This is a genomic window from Chryseobacterium sp. PvR013 (assembly GCF_017833095.1).
Lineage (GTDB): Bacteria > Bacteroidota > Bacteroidia > Flavobacteriales > Weeksellaceae > Chryseobacterium > Chryseobacterium culicis_A.
This window is the reverse complement of record NZ_JAFIBT010000001.1, coordinates 838140-856095: the sequence shown is the minus strand read 5'-3', so window position 1 is coordinate 856095 and position 17956 is coordinate 838140. Positions and strand designations below refer to the sequence as shown.

Sequence of the window (17956 nt, the reverse complement as noted above, 5' to 3'; positions counted from 1 at the left end):
CTTATAGGTTTTGTACACCTATAAGGTTTTTATGTTTACCTATTGACAACGATTGCAGCTCAGGATTTTTTAAAGTTCCTGTTCAGCTTTCTTCAAAAGAGCAATCAATTCTTTCAGGTCATCTTTATTGAATTCCTGTAAGCTCTGATTAGAATAGTGAGAAGGAATTTTTATATAATTAACCCACGAAGAAAGTTTTTCCCGATAAACACTTCCAAACTCAATATTGCTCATTGTAACAAACTTATATTTGGTTTCCTGGTTTGTCTTTTCATTTTCTTTCTGTTCTACCATCTGAAGAGCCTGAATCAGTTTTCCCAATTCATTTTTATCAATAGTCAATGTCTTTTTTGATATCTCATCAAAGGTTTCATATTCATACATGATTCCCAGAAAACGATCTGATGAATTATCAGAAACATCTTTCGTTACAATCTTTTGAATATTAAGGTTTTTAAACGTACCCAGAGTGCTGATTTTCTTCTCAATTAATGTCCCTTTTCTTGAGTTGACGGTAAGTCCCCGGGATGTCGTTGATCTTTGGATAGTAGGTGGCGGTGCTATTTGAGCAGCAGCCCATATACATGATACACAGGAGATCAAAATAATGATTCTTTTCATTGGTAAAAATTGTTATTAGTTTTTATACCAAAATTACATGGTAACTTTCGCCAATATATAAAATATTAAATAAACACTGCTATTTGAGCTCATTTCCCCACAGATGTAATTGAGAAAGGATAGGCCCTAGCTTTTTTCCTTTTTCAGTAAGCTTGTAATACACTTCCGGTGGAAAATTATACACTTCAATCCGTTCAATAATAAGATCTTCTTCCAGCTGTTTCAATTGCTCGGCAAGTACTTTCTTGGAAACTCTGGGCATACTTCGCCAAAGTTCCACAAACCGTACCTGATCTTCTTCAAAAAGGTTATGTAGAATCAGCGGTTTCCATTTGCCCGAAAGAATATTCAGGCTTCGTCTTAATCCACAGTTTTTAAATTCTTCAAAATTCATACATCAATTGAATATTTATAGTTAACCTTTTGGTAACCTTCGATTGTTTTACCTTGATCAGGCAATAGCTTTGCTCTACAAACTTAGTCAAAATGAAATTACAATTATGGCGCAATGCAACATTGCTATTGAATATTGATGGAATTTCCATCCTGATAGATCCTATGTTGGGAGAAAAAGGATCTATGGGAAAAATGCCCATGACAGATAGTGAATTACTGAATCCTCTCGTAAATCTGCCTTTCAGTAAAGATGAATTATTAAAAAAATTACAAGGAATAGATGCCGTTGCCGTCACCCATCTTCATCCTGATCATTGGGATGCTGCAGCCATAGAACTTCTTGATAAAAATATTCCGATTATTTGTTCAGGGATTATTTCAGACCAAATTTCAAAACAGGGATTTACCAACGTGATCGCTGTGAATGATCAGCTTCAATGGAAAAATATTGAGATATCTACCACCAAAGGCCAGCATGGAACCGGAGAAATAGGAGAGAAAATGGGAATTGTAAATGGTTTTGTTTTTAAAACAGAGCATACATCAGTTTACATCGCAGGAGATACTATTTGGTATGATGAAATTGCCCAGGAAATTGATAAACATAATCCTCAACATATCATTGTGGCAGGAGGAGCCGCCACTTTTTCTGTAGGAGATCCTATTATTATGACCAGTGAAGACATTGTAAAAGTCTGTGAACATGCACCGGAGTCTACGGTTTGGATAACCCATCTGGAAGCAGTGAGCCATTGCAGAGAAGACCGAAAATTTATTCAGGGAAAAATAACAGAAAAAGGGCTCGAAAACCAATGTTTCATACTGAAAGATGGAGAAGAGGTAAGCCTGAAACAGAAATGAAATAAATAACAGAAGCTATGGCTTGTTTTTTGAATATTTCCTGATAAATAATTTGTATGCTGTCAGTTTTTCTCTTAAATCTTGATTGGAAAGAATTATTACTGGGACACGAAGAATGGTCTTTTCTTTTAGAGATCATTCTTCGTACCATGATTATGTTCCTTGCTATTATCATCGGACTTAGAATTTTAGGAAAAAGAGGAGTAAAACAACTCTCAATCTTTGAGTTGGTAGTGATTATTGGCCTGGGATCGGCCGCAGGAGATCCTATGTTTAACAAGGATGTCGGAATTATTTCATCCCTTATTGTTTTTATTGTTATTATTCTTCTATATTCTATTGTGACCTATTTTATCGGAAAAAGTAAAAAATTTGAAAATCTAGTCGAAGGAAAATCTATCTGCCTGGTAGAAAATGGTGAATTTTCAATTAAAAACTTTCAAAAAGAAAACCTTGGGAGTGACGAATTCTTTGCAGAGTTGAGGCTAAAAGGAGTTTCGCAACTTGGGCAGGTTGAAATGGCTATAGAAGAAATATCAGGAGAGATCAGTGTATTCTTTTTCGAAGATGAATCTGTAAGATACGGGCTTCCTATTATGCCAGACTCATTACATAATCCGTTACAATATATTCATGAGGAAAGATATTACTCTTGTATATTCTGTGGGTATACAGAGCATAAAAAAGCAGGTAATGCAGGAAGCTGCCCAAAATGCCAAAAAGAAGAATGGGTAGCATCCCACAATAAAAGACGTGTTACCTGACCTTGACTATCTTAATCTTCTACAAACTTATTTCTCGCCGCTTTCATTCCAAAATACAACATCAGCAGTACAGCACCACTTAATAAATAAAACGAGCTGTTCCAGGAAATATCCCAATCATGAAGCTTTCCAAACAACGGAGGTCCGAATGCCGCAATCAGATATCCTACAGACTGTGCCATTCCTGATATTTTAACAGCATTGATACTGCTTTTCGTTCTTGTAGAAAAAAACAGAATCGAAAGACTGAAAGATAATCCATTAGAAATCCCTATGATCACTGCATTCACATAGATCCATTGAGATTTTAGGAAGACAAACATCATGGTACTTCCAAACATCAAAGCACAGATAAAAAGTATCATGAGTCTCTGATCTTTCATTTTACTGGCAATAATCGGGCAACAGAATGTTACAGGAATCATGGTAATCTGAATCACAAAGAAAACCCAGCCGGAACTTTCTCCCTGCATATGAAAATCTGAAAGAAATGAAGGAAGCCACGCTACAAGGCAATAGTAAAACAATGACTGAAGCCCCATAAAAATGCTGATATTCCATGCCTGAGGAGATTTAAACATATTAAAATCTGAAGTACTGAGTGCGGTTTGAGATTGAACCGGATTTCTTTTATTAAATATGAACTCCAATGATAAAACAAGAAAACCCAATGCAGCAATCACCAGCCAGATCCCCAGAGAACCTTTCCATCCAAACCCTGTCAGTTCCCCGATTTTTACACTGAACCCTGAAGCTAAAGCAGCAGTAAGGTTCATAGATACCGCAAAAATTCCGGTCATGAGACCAATCTGTTTCGGGAAATTATTCTTAACATATCCTGGAGTAACCACATTTCCAATGCAGATACCCAACCCAATGAATATAGACCCTACAAACAAAAGCCATAGAGATCCGCTGATTCGTAAAAACAACCCGAAACTCAGAATAATCAGTGAGTACATCAGAAGTTTGCTGATACCGAACTTATTGGAAAATCTGCTAACCAGCACCGAACAGGCAGCAAACATAAACAGTGGAATAGAGGTTAAAAGGCTCACCTGAAAATTGTCCAGCTTCAAAACATCTCTTATCTCTCCCAATACAGGCGCAACCGCCACAATAGGTGAACGGAGGTTACTGGAAATGAGTATAACCACCAGAACATTAATAAGTAATAAAACATACGAAGCATTCTTTTTTACTTCATTCTTCATCATAATAAAAACTTTTGTACAAAATTAGTACAGTAATTTTGTTTAATTTTGCCAAAGTTTTAACCTAAAACGACATGGACATCAACGGCACCATAAAAATAGATGAACTGAAGAAACCTTATTTTGTATGGTTTGAAGAAAACTGGATTCATGATGATGTTCTTCATCACCATCAGAAAGGGCAGCTTGTTTATGTAGAAAGTGGGTTTCAATATATTACTATCGAAGAAAAAATCTATCTTCTTCCTCAGAATCATGCCGTATGGATTCCTCCAAATGCTGTTCACAAAACCAATTCTCATTCTGAAAAGATCAAGCTGATGATCATGTTTGCCGATATCAGTACCCAAGAATCTTTCTATCATGAAGTGAATGTATTTTCTGTTCCTCCTGTATTGAAAGAAATGATAAAATACGCAGAAAAGTGGTCTAAACAGATGACTGTGGATCATAATGAAAACCTATTCCTGAAGGCACTTTTCAACGAACTGCCACAATTTGTAGAGCATTCACTGACCTTTCACATCAGCCTTCCCAAAGATAAACGTCTTGCTAAAGTTATACAGCATCTGCACAATCATTACCGGAATGAAATCAAAATGGAAGATCTTAGTGATACGGCACATTTATCTTTCCGTACCCTGGAACGTATTTTCAAAAAAGAAACCGGGCTTACTTTAAGCAAATACCAGCAAATGCTTCGTATTATCAAGAGTCTGGAGTATTTGAGTTCGGGTAATCTTACGATTTCAGAAACTGCTTATGAAGTAGGGTATAAGAGTGTTCAGGCATATACCAGAAGCTTTCAGTCTGTAATGCAGTTCAGACCAACAGATTTTATGAAAACAATTCAATAGGCTTATAAACCTGTACAAAGGGGGTTGAAATTTATCAAAAAGGAGAGTTATTGACATCTTAAAACATCATACATTCCTTTATAGAAAAGAAATTGGAAAGATTTAAAAAGGTAATATTTCACATTTCACTCTTTTTTCCACTTCAATAGACAATATTCAATTATGATGCTATTGAAAACAAAAAGGTCTCCACGAATGAAGACCTTAAAAAAACACAAATGATGAAAAAAAATTATTTCGATTCACAAATATAAGCAAAAATCATGGTATGCAAAACATCATAAGCTCATTTTTTTTAAAAATTATTTATTTCAAGTGAAAATAATTATTTACTAAATGTGTTTCATTTTATTCAGGATTCCGAAATTAGGAGTAGAAAATCATATCCAATTAAATATAATTCGCCATCTGAAGAATTGTACGTATGATTTTCGCCAAAAATAGATAATTGACAAAAAGTGAATTATTATCAAAACAAGGTCTATATCAATCGATATTCAAACAATTGTTTAACTCTTTTGTGACCCCAGTCATAAAATTTTGTAATGTTTTTATCCTATTTTGCTTAAAACCGATCCTATGAGTCTAAAGAAATTCAAGGGAGTTCCTGCACAAAAATTCGGAGGTTCCCATGATACAGAAAGCCGAAAAGCATTTGAGCAGGATTTGATTCCGCTGAAGTATAAAACATTGAAAGAAAGATTTTTTTCAGTTAATAAATGGGAAAGTTATAGTGGTAAGGCATTTGCCGCATTTAAATTGTATGATTTTGATGGGAATCCCGTAGATCGCGAACCTCAAAAAGGAGATTTCATCCGAATTGATATTCCGGGTCCGGGAGAGCCTGAGGCAAAAGGGTACGACTGGGTAGAGATTACAGATATCTGTTTCTATCAGGACAGTTTTTCTGAAAGTATATCGATGACATGCAGGCCATCAAGAGATCCCCAAAACAAAGAAAGTCATCATATTGCTCATTTTTACAGTTCTGCAGCAAGTTCAACCTTTATGATTTCCAGAAATATAGCTCATGTAAAAGCAGCAGTATACGGACGAAATGAAAGGCCTAACTGGAATGCTCAATTCCTTGATGTGATTAGAAATCTTGCAACGGCTGCAGGTGGAATGATGGGAATTGCTAAAATACAATGGAAACAACTTACTGATAGCTTCCTCGATTTTGATTAATTTAATGTACCGTTTTTGATCTAGATCAAAGTTTTTTATTTGTTGTACAGGGACCTTTGCACCCGAATATTTTAAACAAAATTTATGAGTACAACATTAGAAAAAGGACAGACTATTAATTTCTATCAGGCGACTGCTCCGATTATCATTTCGGTATTCGGGGTTTATCTCACAATAGGAATTGCCCTGGGAGTACTTCCAAGGTTTGTCCAGGACAGTTTAGGTTTTGACAGTATTATTGTAGGACTTGTCATTGGTCTGCAGTCGTTGTCAACCCTTTTAACCCGTGCTTATTCCGGAAAAATCACTGATACAAAAGGAGCCAGGAAAAGCAAAATGTCCGGTGTGATACTGGCAGTGATTGCCGGAATAGTTTATGTATTGGCTGTCGTATTTCAGGCTCATCCATTGCTGGCACTGGTCTTTCTTTTAATCGCAAGAATTATCCATGGAGTTGGTGAAAGTTTCCTGGTTACCGGAGCTTTAACGTGGGGAATAGGTCTCGTAGGGCACTCCAATTCCGGAAAAGTAATGACATGGAATGGTATTGCCATGTATGCAGGCATTGCCATTGGAGCTCCCATCAGTATCTGGCTAAGTAAAGAATACCATATCCTGCCTGCTTTTATGCTGATTGCCTTACTTCCGCTGGTAAGCTGGCTTTCCACCGCAAAACTTCCTTCTATTCCGGTAGATAAAGATCATGTGCGAACTCCTTTCTACAAAGTAATTGGTGCAATATCCGGTCAGGGGTTGAGTCTTGCTTTTTCATCAATGGCTTTTGGATGTATCGCTTCTTTTATTGCCTTATTTTTCACACAAAAAAATTGGGGTGACGCCTCACTTGCTTTTATGATTTTTGGAGCCTGCTATGTCCTCACCAGAATTTTATTCGCTTCTTTTCCGGATAAATACGGAGGTTTTAAAATAGCATTGATCTCTTTGATTATCGAAGTAGCGGGACAGATGCTCATCTGGACATCTCCTTCCAAAACATTAGCCTTACTTGGATGTGGATTAACAGGTGTAGGATTCTCACTGGTTTTTCCGGCTTTGGGAGTTCTTGCCATTCAAAAAGTAAAACCTCAGATGAGAGGAACAGCATTGGGAGCTTATGTAGCTTTCGTTGACCTGTCATTAGGATTGGCAGGACCTATTGCCGGATTGATTGCAGGCTGGTTTGATTATCAGACAGTGTATCTGTTCGGAGGCATCAGCTGTGTTTTATCTATGATCATTTTACTATTCAATAAAAAATAAAAAATGGAAAATTCTATAATAGTTCAGGCAGAGAAAACAAAAAAAATACGTTCTGCATTTATTGTTAAAAACAAGCAATATCTTACTCCGCATCTTATCCGTGTGATATTTGAAATCGATGACAAACAGGCTGAGTTGTTGGCGAATGTCGGTTCCGGTTCTAACAATAAAATTTTTATCCCGACTGAAGAGGACGGCGTTTCTCTCGTCAGAACCTATACCAACAGGAAAATTGATCTTGAAAATCGGGAATTAACTATTGATTTTGTTGTTCATGGTGATAATGGTCCGGCTTCTGCCTGGGCACTAAAGGCCTGCACAGGCGATGTATTAGAAGTAGGAATGAAAGAAAGTACAAGACCATTAATTCCTGATGCTGATTTTTACCTGCTGGCAGGAGATGCAACAGCGCTTCCTGTTATCTTTGCCATTGCAGAACAGTTCCCGTCTTATGTATCCGCAAAGATCCTATTGGAGATATCCGGCAAAGAGGACGAGCTTATTCTGTGTTCTGCAGCCGATATTTCGGTTGAATGGCTGCACAATCCTCATCCTGAGAAGGGAAGTATGCTTGCTGAAATGGTGAAATCTGTTCAGTTTCCATCCGGAGTTTTAAAAGAATATGCTTACATCGCTGCGGAATACACTACTGTACATGAGCTTCGTACTTATTTCAAAACAACGCTGGACTGGGATCCACATGGGATGTACATCTGTTCATACTGGAAAGCCGGGCAGGCAGAAAATCCATAGACAGTACGGAATAAAAGAGGTAAGCAAAGCCATTTATCCTTATTTTTGCTTACATGCAGGAACTTTTAACGTCATATATTAAAAATAGAATAGCAGTAACGGATACAGAATTGGAAACGATTCTCTCTTATTTCAGACCGATCCGGTTAAAAAAGAATGAAATGCTGCTATCTAACGGGCAAAACAGTCAGAGAACCTTCTTTGTAGTGAATGGATGCCTACGTATATTTTTCATCAATGAAGAAGGACAGGATTCCACCCGATATTTTGCATTTGAAAACCAGTTTGCCACTGCACTTACCAGTTTCATTACTTCTGAACCCTCTGAGGAATTTATTGAGGCCGTAGAGGATTCAGAAGTATATTATATCAGCCATAAGAATTTTTACCACCTCCTGGAAATTATCCCGCAGTGGGAAAAGTTTTACAGAATCTATCTGGAAACAGCGTATGTGAATAATACTAAAAGACTGATGTCTTTCCTTGTTCAGGATGCTCTTGAAAAATACCGTCAGCTTCTGGATGAAAATCCGGTTGTTGTAAGAAGGCTTTCCAATAAAATGGTGGCTTCTTATCTTAACATTTCACAGGAAACACTAAGCCGGCTGAAATCCAGACTTTAATTTTTGTTTGGTGAATCTAACATTATTTTGAATCGCTATTATTTATTTAAACCATTTTTAAACTAGATAAAATTCTCAAAAAATTAATACTGGTGCGCTCTCAGGAAAAATTTAAGCCCTATATTTGCATCCATGTTAAAATGGTTCTCCATATTATGTTCAATGATGTATGTACTGGCTACCACCAATGCGGGGGAAGTATTGAAAGTACCTATGTTTGTTGAGCATTTCATGGAATATCACGGTAGCTTTTCAGAATTTGTAATGGAGCATTATGATAACCATAAACAGGATTCTGACTGGGACACTGATCAGAAACTGCCGTTTATCAATCCACCAATTGTACTAACTGTACATGCTCAGCTTCCGGAGTTGACATTCGAATTTAAAAAACCTAAAGAAATTACGGTTTCAAAGAAAACCACTATCTACAAAGAAAAAGATTTCTCCAATCAATATCTTTCTCAGATTTTTCAGCCTCCGCGGCTTTCTTAATTGATTTTATCCTGAAATTGCTTTATCCTTAAAGCAATCCATTAATTATTCCATATCAATTTAACCTGTTGTGCATTATAACTCTGTTTACGATGTCATTATAACTTTGTTGTTACCCTAAGCAATTTCTGCAATGGAAAAGTCCAACAGTTTTTATAACGCATTCCCGGGTTACTAATTAATCGTTTTTCCATGTTAAATAAAATTATTGAGTTTTCTGTAAAGAATAAACTCATCATTGCTCTGTTTACAGTGGGGCTTGTGCTTTTTGGAGTCTATGAAACCACCAAACTTCCTATTGATGCACAGCCGGATATCACTAATAATCAGGTTCAGATCATTACAACAGCTCCTTCTTATGGTGCAGCAGATATAGAACGTCTTGTTACATTTCCTATTGAACAGGCTACCAGCAATATCAGCGGAATTACAGAGCTGAGAAGCTTCTCCCGTTTCGGGCTTTCATTGGTGACTGTAGTTTTTGATGATAATACCGATGTGTATTGGGCTCGTCAACAGGTTCAGGAACGTTTACAGCTCGTTCAGGACAATATCCCTGACGGAATCGGGAAGCCGGAATTAGGGCCTATTTCAACCGGATTGGGAGAGATTTTCCAATATGTGGTAAGACCCAAAAAAGGATACGAAAATGTGTATGATGAAACTGAACTCAGAACTATTCAGGACTGGGTAGTCAGAAGACAGCTTCTGGGAACAAAAGGTGTGGCTGATGTCAGTAGTTTCGGGGGGAAATTGAAACAATATGAAATTGCCATTAATCCGAATAAACTTCAGGCATTTAATATCAATATCAACGATGTTTTTGCGGCTCTTGAAAAGAATAATCAGAATACAGGAGGTGCTTATATTGAAAAGAAAGAAACGGTCTTATTTATCCGAAGTGAAGGGCTTCTGGGAAGCACAGAAGATATCGGAAGCATCCAGGTAGCGGAAACCAAAGAAGGGATTCCTGTACATATTAAAGATGTGGCTTCTGTAAAGATCGGGTATGCCACAAGATATGGCGCCATGACTTATAATGATACCGGAGAAGTATCCGGAGCAATTGTCTTGATGCTGAAAGGAGAGAATGCCAATGTGGTGATCGGAAATATCAAAGAAAGACTGGAAAAAATCCAGGAATCATTACCTGAAGGAGTGGTCATCGAGCCTTTTCTTGACCGTGCTAAAATGGTGAACAATACCATCAGTACGGTAAAAACCAATCTTATGGAAGGCGCTTTGATTGTTGTTTTTATCCTTGTTTTATTCTTAGGAAATTTCAGAGCGGGATTATTGGTTGCTTCCGTTATTCCTTTAGCGATGCTTTTCGCGATTATCATGATGAATATTTTCGGGGTGGGAGGAAATCTGATGAGCCTTGGAGCCCTTGATTTTGGGCTTATTGTAGATGGTGCCGTTATCATCGTTGAAGCAGTACTGCATCAGCTCGCTCATAAAAAGCATTTTGGAAAAGACAATATGCTCAGCAAAAAGGAAATGGACGACCAGGTTTCCAGCTCTGCAACTAAAATGGTTAACAGTGCGGTTTTCGGACAGATTATTATTCTGATTGTATACCTTCCTATCTTTACCCTTCAGGGAATTGAAGGAAAAATGTTCAAACCTATGGCTCAGACGGTTGCCTTTGCCCTGATTGGTGCCTTTATTCTTTCTCTGACTTATATTCCTATGATGAGCTCTTTGGTATTAAGCAGAAAGAAAAAGGAAAAAGAAAACATTTCAGACCGTGTGATGGGTAAAGTGGAAACAGGACATCAGAAACTCCTGATGAAGGCTCTTAAATTCAGAAAAACCATTATTGTTGGCGTATTCATCCTGTTTGTTGGTGCTGTTTTTACCCTTTCCAGAATGGGAGGAGAATTTATTCCTTCTTTGGAGGAAGGTGACTTTGCCGTGGAGATGAGAATCCTGCAGGGAAGTAATATCAATGAAACAAAGAAAGCAACCACTCAGGCAGCACATATCCTTTTAACACAGTTTCCTGAAGTAGAAAAAGTAGTCATGAAAATTGGTAGTGCAGAAATTCCCACAGAACCTATGCCTATGGATTCCGGAGATATGATCGTCGTTTTAAAGCCTAAAAAGAAATGGACTTCCGCAACAACATTTCCTGAACTTTCTGATAAAATGAGCAAAGCATTAAGCATTATCCCAGGCCTCACCACCAGCTTCCAGTTCCCTGTACAAATGCGTTTCAATGAACTGATGACCGGAGCAAGGCAGGATGTGGTATGCAAAATTTATGGTGAAGATCTTGATAGCTTAGCTGCCTATGCGAAAAAGATGGGAAGTGTCATCAATACCGTAAAAGGAGCTCAGGATCTTTATATTGAACCTGTTGTAGGTGCTCCGCAGGTTGTGATTGATTATAACCGTTCCGAACTGTCCCGTTATCATATTTCGGTGGCAGATATCAACAGGGTGATCAACATGGCTTTTGCAGGTCAGACAGCAGGAGCATTATACGAAGGCGAGAAGAAGTTTGACATCGTTGTCCGAATGGATAATGAACAGAAAAAAGATATTACCAGCATCCAGAATCTTTTGATTCCTACGGCTTCCGGAGAGCAGATTCCATTGTCACAATTGGCTAAAGTAGAACTTAAAAACAGCCCGAACCAGATTCAGAGAGAAGATACCAAAAGAAGGATTATTGTAGGCTTTAACGTAAGAGGAAGAGATGTTCAGAGTATTGTGGAGGAACTTCAGCAAAAAGCTGGTAAAAACCTCAAGCTGTCACCAGGCTACACTGTTTCTTATGGAGGTGCTTTTGAAAACTTAAATGAAGCTAAAGCCAGGCTGGGAATTGCTGTTCCCATTTCGTTGGTGATGATTTTCCTTCTCTTATTCTTTGCTTTCGGTTCTGTAAAACACAGTCTGCTCATCTACACTGCCATTCCGTTGTCTGCAATAGGAGGCGTTTATTTTCTGGCGTTGAGAGGAATGCCTTTCAGTATTAGTGCAGGAGTAGGATTCATTGCTTTGTTTGGAGTAGCTGTACTTAATGGAATTGTTTTGATATCAGAATTTAACCGATTGAAAAACAGCGGAATATCAAACACTAGCAGAATTGTACTCATAGGCACAAAAATCAGGCTCCGTCCGGTTTTGATGACGGCTTTTGTAGCTTCTTTGGGATTCCTTCCCATGGCCATAAGCAACGGTGCAGGAGCTGAAGTACAGAGACCTTTGGCAACTGTCGTAATCGGAGGTCTGATGCTTGCAACCTTTTTAACCCTATTTGTACTTCCCATATTATACGTCCTGTTTGAACATATTAATAAAGATAAAATGAAATTCGCAAAAAAAACCAACTATAAAAAACTTTCTGTTTTCTTGTTGTTAATTTCCTTTGGAAGTTTCCAGGCTCAGGAAAATATTACCTATGACCAGGCTTTGGAAAAAGCATACCAACAAAATGGTATTCTTAAAAACTCAAAATTATTATCAGATTATCAGGAAAAGCTAAAAGCCAGTTATCTGGATATTCCCCAGATGGAAGTTACCGGAGGATTTGGGCAGATTCAGGGAGAAGAAACAGATAATTCATTCGGGATTTCCCAGAGATTCAGCTTTCCAACGGTCTATTCAAAAAGGAAGCAGATGCTGGATGCCGAATGGTCTGCAAGTGTCATTAATCAAAACCTTACAAAAACACAGCTTACCAGAGAAGTGACGGATGTTTTCTACAGAATACTCGTGCTTCAGGAGAAGAAAAAAGTCCTGGAATACATCAGTCAGTTGTATAATAACTTTGCAGATAAAGCCGCATTACGGTTAAGAAAGGGTGAAGCCAATATTTTAGAGGAATCCACCGCTGAAATTCAGAAAGAACAGGTAAAAGTACAGTTGAATATTCTTGAAAATGATCTGAACATGGCCAAACTTCAGCTTCAACTATTACTTCAGTCCGAAATTCCTTACCAGCCTATTGCTGAAAAGCCCACCATGAGTATAGGGATGCAGATTTCCGGGGAAATGGTAAAGCAACACCCCGAACTTCAGTATCTGCAGCAACAGGTCAAAATAGGAGAGGCCGAAGCACAACTTGAGAAAAGCAGACTGCTTCCGGATCTTCTTATCGGATATACTAACCAGAGTATGAAAAACATCAATAACAACCGCTTCAATTCAGTGCAGGTAGGAGTGGGAATTCCATTGTTTACAAAAGGTCAAAGAGCTTTGGCAAAAGCAGCACAGGCTAAAATTGCAATCTCCGAGAATCAATACCAAAGAAAAGAAATCGAGCTTCAAAACAGATTAAATCAGCAGCTGAACAATTATATGAACCAGCAGCGGATCATCGAAAATTACGAACAAAAACAGCTCCCAAAATCTGAAACCATTTTAAAAACCGCACAAAAACAGATGGAAGCGGGAGAAATTGATTATCTGGATTGGGTAATACTGGTGAACCAGGCCGTAAAAACCAAAGCAGATTATACTGATCAGCTGGAAAAACTTAATCAGATTGGGGCAGAACTTCAATTCTTAATTTCAAAATAATATCATCATGCATTTCAAGAATATATCTTTATACAGCCTTACTTTAATCCTTACTTTATCTTCATGTTCAGGAAAAAAAGAAGAAGAAAAAACAGTGTATGAAAACACGAAATTTACTGAAAACAATAAAAACTCAGTTCATCTTACAGACAAGCAGATTCAGTCTATAGGGTTAACAACAACCAGTATCCAGAACAGAAATATGGAAAAACTGGTAAGACTGAACGGGAAAGCAGAAATTGCACCATCACATATTAATTCCGTTTCCAGTATTATGGGAGGACATATAAAATCTATTAACGTGATTAATGGAAGCCACTTCAACAAAGGACAAGTGCTCGCTGTAGTAGAAGATCCGCAGTTTATACAGCTGCAACAGGATTATCTGGTGACAAAGGCTCAGCTTGAAGCCGCAAGACTGAATTTCAACCGCCAGAAAGACCTCAATACAAGCAAAGCCAGCAGTGATAAGACGATGCAGACCGCACAGGCTGATTACGCTACACTGAATGCTACGCTGAAAGGACTTGAAGAAAAACTGAGAATTATTGGAATCAATACCAAAGGTTTACATACCGGAAATATCAGAAGCAGGATCAGTATCCATGCTCCGTTTACAGGTTTTGTAAGCAAAATTCTTGTGAATAACGGACAATACATCAATCCGGCAGATACTTTATTTGAATTGATCAATCCTGCAGGATTACTTTTAGAATTAAAGGTTTTTGAAAATGATGTGAATGATATTCAAACAGGACAGGAAATTTTAGTGTATAACAATCAGAATCCGGAGCTGAAATCCAATGCCAAAATTGTCAGCGTAGTGCCAAGTATTGAAAACGGAGGATCTGCCACTGCAATTGCTAAACTGTCTTCGGTAAATGCTGAATTTGTAAAAGGAATGTATATCAATGCTGAAGTCAAAATCAGCAGCCGTTATACACATGGTCTTCCCAATGAAGCAGTGGTTTCTTATGAAAATAAAAATTACGTTTTTGAAGATCTTGGAAAATCCAATTATAAAATGATTCCCGTAGTAACCGGAATTTCTGATGACCAGTTTACAGAGATAATAAAATCAGACTTTTTAAAAGATAAGAAAATTGTCCAGAAAGGTGCTTATAGTCTTCTGATGATGCTTAAAAATAAAGCTGAATAACTTTAAAACATACTGGTAAAATAAAAAGATCAGCCACAAAAAAATGACATTTGACATATTTCTTACAAAACAAAATATTATTTACCGCATAATTCATTTTAAAATAATATTTTTAGGCAGTGAATAGTTGTAAAGGATTTTTAGATAAATAATAAAAGAACTTTTATCAAAACTTTATGACAAAAAAACCTTTGCACAATTTCCATATTCCGGTAATGGGTCTGGCTTATACTATAGACAGCCCGATTCGTGTTGCCCAATATGGAATTTCTTCTGTGATCTCCATCATTGATGATGAAATCCTGGAAAAAATGAAGAACTTTTACAATAAAAAGTTCAATCTTGACTATTTCGGAATTTCAGCAAAAACAGAAGACTACAGAGCCAGAAGAGTGACAGCCTATCTGGATATGGTGGATGATATTGTGAATGAAAAATTTGAATCTTTCAAACAGGAAATCAGCAAAAACAAAGAAGCTTTAAAGGACTTTATGGCCATGCTTCCGAATACTTCGGATCTTAAAAACAGCCTCCAAACCCTTATCAATCAAAAAGACAACTGGAGTTCCAATATCAAAAACTTCATAGAATCCAATTTAAAACCGGGAAGTATTGATGTCAATATCATGACGAAAGTAGATAAAGACAATTATCATAAAAATGAGCAGCTTCCTGTAATGTATAACGATGCCCATGCTTCACTGCGGGGTTTTGCCAAAAGTAAACTGTCATCATCAATGGTTCTTTCTGCAGGCATGAATCCCCGTTTGTACAGCTATATGGAAGAGTTTGAAGACTTTTTCCCGGATGAAAACGGAAAAATCAAAAAGAAAATCATTCTTAAAGTAAGTGATTTCCGCTCTGCGATGATCCAGGGGAATTTTCTGGCTAAAAAAGGGTTATGGGTTTCAGAATACAGAATAGAATCCGGATTGAATTGCGGAGGCCATGCATTTGCCACTGAAGGAATGCTTCTTGGACCTATCATGGAAGAGTTTAAGCAGAAAAAAAATGATCTGATACAATCGGCTCACACTTTAATGACTGCTGCTTTAGAACAAAAAGGAAAACCTGTAGTTTCAGAACCTTTAGAAATGAAAATTACGGTACAAGGTGGAGTAGGTACTTCTGAAGAACATGAGTTTTTATTGGCGAATTATAGTGTAGACAGCGTAGGATGGGGTTCTCCGTTTTTATTGGTGCCCGAAGCAACCTCTGTAGATACTGAAACCAGAAATTTACTTTTACAATCGAAAGAACAGGATTTTTATCTGAGTAATATCTCACCATTGGGAGTTCCTTTCAATACAGTGAAAGGAACATCCAACGAGACATTGAAGTATGAAAAAGAAGCGAAAGGAAAATACGGAAGTTCGTGCCCTAAAAAACTTCTGGCATTAAGCAAAGAATTTTCTCCGGAAGGAACCTGTACCGCATCTAAAAAATATCAGGATATCAAACTGAAAGCATTGTATGCAGAACAGGAAACATTAACAGAGCAGGAATTCAATAAAAGAAAGTCTGAAATTACCGATAAAGCCTGCCTGTGCGTAGGACTTGTAAATGCGGCATATATGGAACAAAACCTTGAAATAAAAGGTGAAAAACAAGTGGTAGTGATATGTCCCGGACCCAATATTGCTTTTTTTGATAAGGAAGTTTCTCTTTCGGAAATGGTAAAACATATCTACGGAAATACCAACATTCTTTCTAACAATCAACGTCCGAACATGTTCATCAATGAATTGAAAATGTATGTGGATTATCTGAGAAAGGAAATTGCAGAATCAACCGTACAGATTACCCATTCCCAGACAAAAAAATGGAATGCCTTCAGGAAAAATATTCTTGAAGGGATCGCATATTATCATGAGCTTTTTACAGCATCTTCATTCTTCAGCAACGGTTTATCGACCATCAACCAGCAATTGCAGGAATACAAACTACAGCTTATTGCTATTGAGATTCCTCAGGTTGAAAAATAGCCGTATTTTTAATTGATAGATAATAAAAACAGCTTTTCAAACGGGCTGTTTTTATTTTTTTTAGCTGTTTTTGCAAGAGACACTCAATTTTATCAGAGATAATATCTTTGCGCCTTGAAGCAGCTGGTGTTTAATTCATTTGCGCCTTTGCGATTTCGCAACAAAAATAATAATCAAAAAAACTGAGGAAAGATCAGCATTTTCATTTATAATAACTATAAAGAGAATGGTCATTTTGAATAGTTTCCGCCCTTAATATTCCTTACCTTAGAGCTCACGTAGTAAAATTATTTTTATGGAAAAAAGAAATATCAAAAACACCGATTTAATGATTGCCCCAATCAATTTCGGAGGAAATGTTTTTGGATGGACTCTGGACGAGAAACAGTCTTTCAATATACTGGACCGCTTTACGGAAGCCGGATTCAATTTTATAGATACTGCAGACACCTATTCATGGTGGGTGAACGGAAAAGGCGGACAGTCTGAGGAGATTATCGGAAAGTGGATGAAAAGCAGATCAAACCGCAACGACATCGTGTTAGCAACGAAAGTTGGCTCAGAGACAAAAGAACATGGCTATGACATCAGCAAAAAGCATATTCTAAAATCTGTAGACGAGTCTCTGCAAAGGCTGCAGACCGATCATATTGATCTTTATTATACTCATTTTGATGATAACATCACTCTGGTAGAAGAAACGCTTTCTGCTTATGATGAGATCATTAAGGCAGGAAAAGTACGTTATATTGCCGCTTCCAATTTATCACCAGAACGTTTGAAAGCTTCATTTGATGCCGCTGAGAAGAATAACCTTCCCAAATATGTAGCATTACAGCCTCATTACAATTTAATGGAAAGAGAAGGTTTTGAAACAAACTATGCTCCTCTGGCAGAACAGTTTGACTTAAGTGTATTTCCTTATTGGTCTCTGGCAGCTGGTTTTTTAACCGGTAAATATCGTGATGAAGCAGATCTTGCAAAAAGTGCGAGAGGTGAGGGCGTAAGAAAATATTTGAATCCTAAAGGGCTTGAAGTATTAAAAGCTTTGGATCAGGTAAGTGCAAAGCATAATACCACTCAGGGAACGGTTTCTCTGGCATGGCTGCTATCCAATCCTTTAATCACAGCACCTATCGTAAGTGCCACCAGTGCTTCACAGCTGGAGACTGTATTCAATGCTCCGAAACTTATTCTGGATCAGGAAGATATTGCTCTGTTGAATAGCGCAAGCAACTAATTTTTTCAAC

Annotated in this window: 15 protein-coding genes; 12 read left to right on the top strand and 3 right to left on the bottom strand. The window is 37.5% G+C overall.

Going from position 1 to position 17956, the window contains the following annotated elements; genetic code table 11:
• Positions 1–69: 69 nt before the first annotated feature.
• Both JOE44_RS03940 and JOE44_RS03935 read right to left on the bottom strand, forming a co-directional pair.
• Positions 70–621, bottom strand: a complete 552-nt coding sequence (locus JOE44_RS03940) for a hypothetical protein (RefSeq protein ID WP_209784427.1) — start codon at positions 619–621, stop codon at positions 70–72.
• 79 nt (positions 622–700) lie between these two features.
• Positions 701–1015 carry a helix-turn-helix domain-containing protein gene (locus JOE44_RS03935; RefSeq protein WP_209784426.1) on the bottom strand — a complete coding sequence of 105 codons (315 nt, stop codon included), beginning with the start codon at positions 1013–1015 and terminating at the stop codon, positions 701–703.
• 92 nt (positions 1016–1107) lie between these two features.
• Between JOE44_RS03935 and JOE44_RS03930 the strand changes: the two genes are divergently transcribed.
• Entirely contained in the window at positions 1108–1878 is a 771-nt protein-coding gene (locus tag JOE44_RS03930) for an MBL fold metallo-hydrolase (RefSeq protein ID WP_209784425.1), read from the top strand.
• A gap of 56 nt (positions 1879–1934) precedes the next feature.
• Complete coding sequence (locus JOE44_RS03925) at positions 1935–2642, top strand: DUF421 domain-containing protein (RefSeq protein ID WP_209784424.1); 708 nt, start codon at positions 1935–1937, stop codon at positions 2640–2642.
• Positions 2643–2653: 11 nt separating this feature from the next.
• Here the strand turns inward: JOE44_RS03925 and JOE44_RS03920 are convergent, their stop codons facing one another.
• The gene (locus JOE44_RS03920) at positions 2654–3859 is read right to left on the bottom strand and encodes an MFS transporter (protein WP_245169700.1); all 1206 of its coding nucleotides are present in this window, start codon (positions 3857–3859) and stop codon (positions 2654–2656) included.
• Positions 3860–3930: 71 nt separating this feature from the next.
• Between JOE44_RS03920 and JOE44_RS03915 the strand changes: the two genes are divergently transcribed.
• The 10 genes from JOE44_RS03915 (at position 3931) to JOE44_RS03870 (ending at position 17946) form a co-directional block, all read left to right on the top strand.
• The gene (locus tag JOE44_RS03915) at positions 3931–4713 is read left to right on the top strand and encodes an AraC family transcriptional regulator (protein WP_209784423.1); all 783 of its coding nucleotides are present in this window, start codon (positions 3931–3933) and stop codon (positions 4711–4713) included.
• 579 nt (positions 4714–5292) lie between these two features.
• Positions 5293–5901, top strand: a complete 609-nt coding sequence (locus JOE44_RS03910) for a hypothetical protein (protein WP_209784422.1) — start codon at positions 5293–5295, stop codon at positions 5899–5901.
• A gap of 84 nt (positions 5902–5985) precedes the next feature.
• Positions 5986–7161, top strand: a complete 1176-nt coding sequence (locus tag JOE44_RS03905; RefSeq protein WP_209784421.1) for an MFS transporter — start codon at positions 5986–5988, stop codon at positions 7159–7161.
• A 3-nt stretch (positions 7162–7164) separates the two neighbouring features.
• Positions 7165–7914, top strand: coding sequence for a siderophore-interacting protein (locus tag JOE44_RS03900; RefSeq protein ID WP_209784420.1), 750 nt, complete (start codon positions 7165–7167; stop codon positions 7912–7914).
• 53 nt (positions 7915–7967) lie between these two features.
• Entirely contained in the window at positions 7968–8537 is a 570-nt protein-coding gene (locus tag JOE44_RS03895) for a Crp/Fnr family transcriptional regulator (protein WP_209784419.1), read from the top strand.
• A gap of 162 nt (positions 8538–8699) precedes the next feature.
• Positions 8700–9032 carry a hypothetical protein gene (locus JOE44_RS03890; protein WP_209784418.1) on the top strand — a complete coding sequence of 111 codons (333 nt, stop codon included), beginning with the start codon at positions 8700–8702 and terminating at the stop codon, positions 9030–9032.
• 192 nt (positions 9033–9224) lie between these two features.
• On the top strand, positions 9225–13562 hold the full coding sequence (locus JOE44_RS03885) for a CusA/CzcA family heavy metal efflux RND transporter (RefSeq protein ID WP_209784417.1): 4338 nt from the start codon (positions 9225–9227) through the stop codon (positions 13560–13562).
• A 7-nt stretch (positions 13563–13569) separates the two neighbouring features.
• Positions 13570–14721, top strand: a complete 1152-nt coding sequence (locus JOE44_RS03880) for an efflux RND transporter periplasmic adaptor subunit (protein ID WP_209784416.1) — start codon at positions 13570–13572, stop codon at positions 14719–14721.
• A 176-nt stretch (positions 14722–14897) separates the two neighbouring features.
• Positions 14898–16706 (top strand): hypothetical protein, encoded by a 1809-nt coding sequence (locus tag JOE44_RS03875; RefSeq protein ID WP_209784415.1) that lies wholly within the window; start codon positions 14898–14900, stop codon positions 16704–16706.
• A gap of 295 nt (positions 16707–17001) precedes the next feature.
• On the top strand, positions 17002–17946 hold the full coding sequence (locus JOE44_RS03870) for an aldo/keto reductase (RefSeq protein WP_209784414.1): 945 nt from the start codon (positions 17002–17004) through the stop codon (positions 17944–17946).
• Positions 17947–17956: the final 10 nt, after the last annotated feature.

Bases quoted from the DNA above. Each gene is read 5' to 3' on its own strand.
- JOE44_RS03905 (WP_209784421.1), top strand. From the start codon at position 5,986: ATGAGTACAACATTAGAAAAAGGACAGACTATTAATTTCTATCAGGCG.
- JOE44_RS03925 (WP_209784424.1), top strand. From the start codon at position 1,935: ATGCTGTCAGTTTTTCTCTTAAATCTTGATTGGAAAGAATTATTACTG.
- JOE44_RS03895 (WP_209784419.1), top strand. From the start codon at position 7,968: ATGCAGGAACTTTTAACGTCATATATTAAAAATAGAATAGCAGTAACG.
- JOE44_RS03920 (WP_245169700.1), bottom strand. From the start codon at position 3,859: ATGATGAAGAATGAAGTAAAAAAGAATGCTTCGTATGTTTTATTACTT.
- JOE44_RS03870 (WP_209784414.1), top strand. From the start codon at position 17,002: ATGGAAAAAAGAAATATCAAAAACACCGATTTAATGATTGCCCCAATC.
- JOE44_RS03915 (WP_209784423.1), top strand. From the start codon at position 3,931: ATGGACATCAACGGCACCATAAAAATAGATGAACTGAAGAAACCTTAT.
- JOE44_RS03930 (WP_209784425.1), top strand. From the start codon at position 1,108: ATGAAATTACAATTATGGCGCAATGCAACATTGCTATTGAATATTGAT.
- JOE44_RS03890 (WP_209784418.1), top strand. From the start codon at position 8,700: ATGATGTATGTACTGGCTACCACCAATGCGGGGGAAGTATTGAAAGTA.
- JOE44_RS03935 (WP_209784426.1), bottom strand. From the start codon at position 1,015: ATGAATTTTGAAGAATTTAAAAACTGTGGATTAAGACGAAGCCTGAAT.
- JOE44_RS03940 (WP_209784427.1), bottom strand. From the start codon at position 621: ATGAAAAGAATCATTATTTTGATCTCCTGTGTATCATGTATATGGGCT.
- JOE44_RS03880 (WP_209784416.1), top strand. From the start codon at position 13,570: ATGCATTTCAAGAATATATCTTTATACAGCCTTACTTTAATCCTTACT.
- JOE44_RS03900 (WP_209784420.1), top strand. From the start codon at position 7,165: ATGGAAAATTCTATAATAGTTCAGGCAGAGAAAACAAAAAAAATACGT.
- JOE44_RS03875 (WP_209784415.1), top strand. From the start codon at position 14,898: ATGACAAAAAAACCTTTGCACAATTTCCATATTCCGGTAATGGGTCTG.
- JOE44_RS03885 (WP_209784417.1), top strand. From the start codon at position 9,225: ATGTTAAATAAAATTATTGAGTTTTCTGTAAAGAATAAACTCATCATT.
- JOE44_RS03910 (WP_209784422.1), top strand. From the start codon at position 5,293: ATGAGTCTAAAGAAATTCAAGGGAGTTCCTGCACAAAAATTCGGAGGT.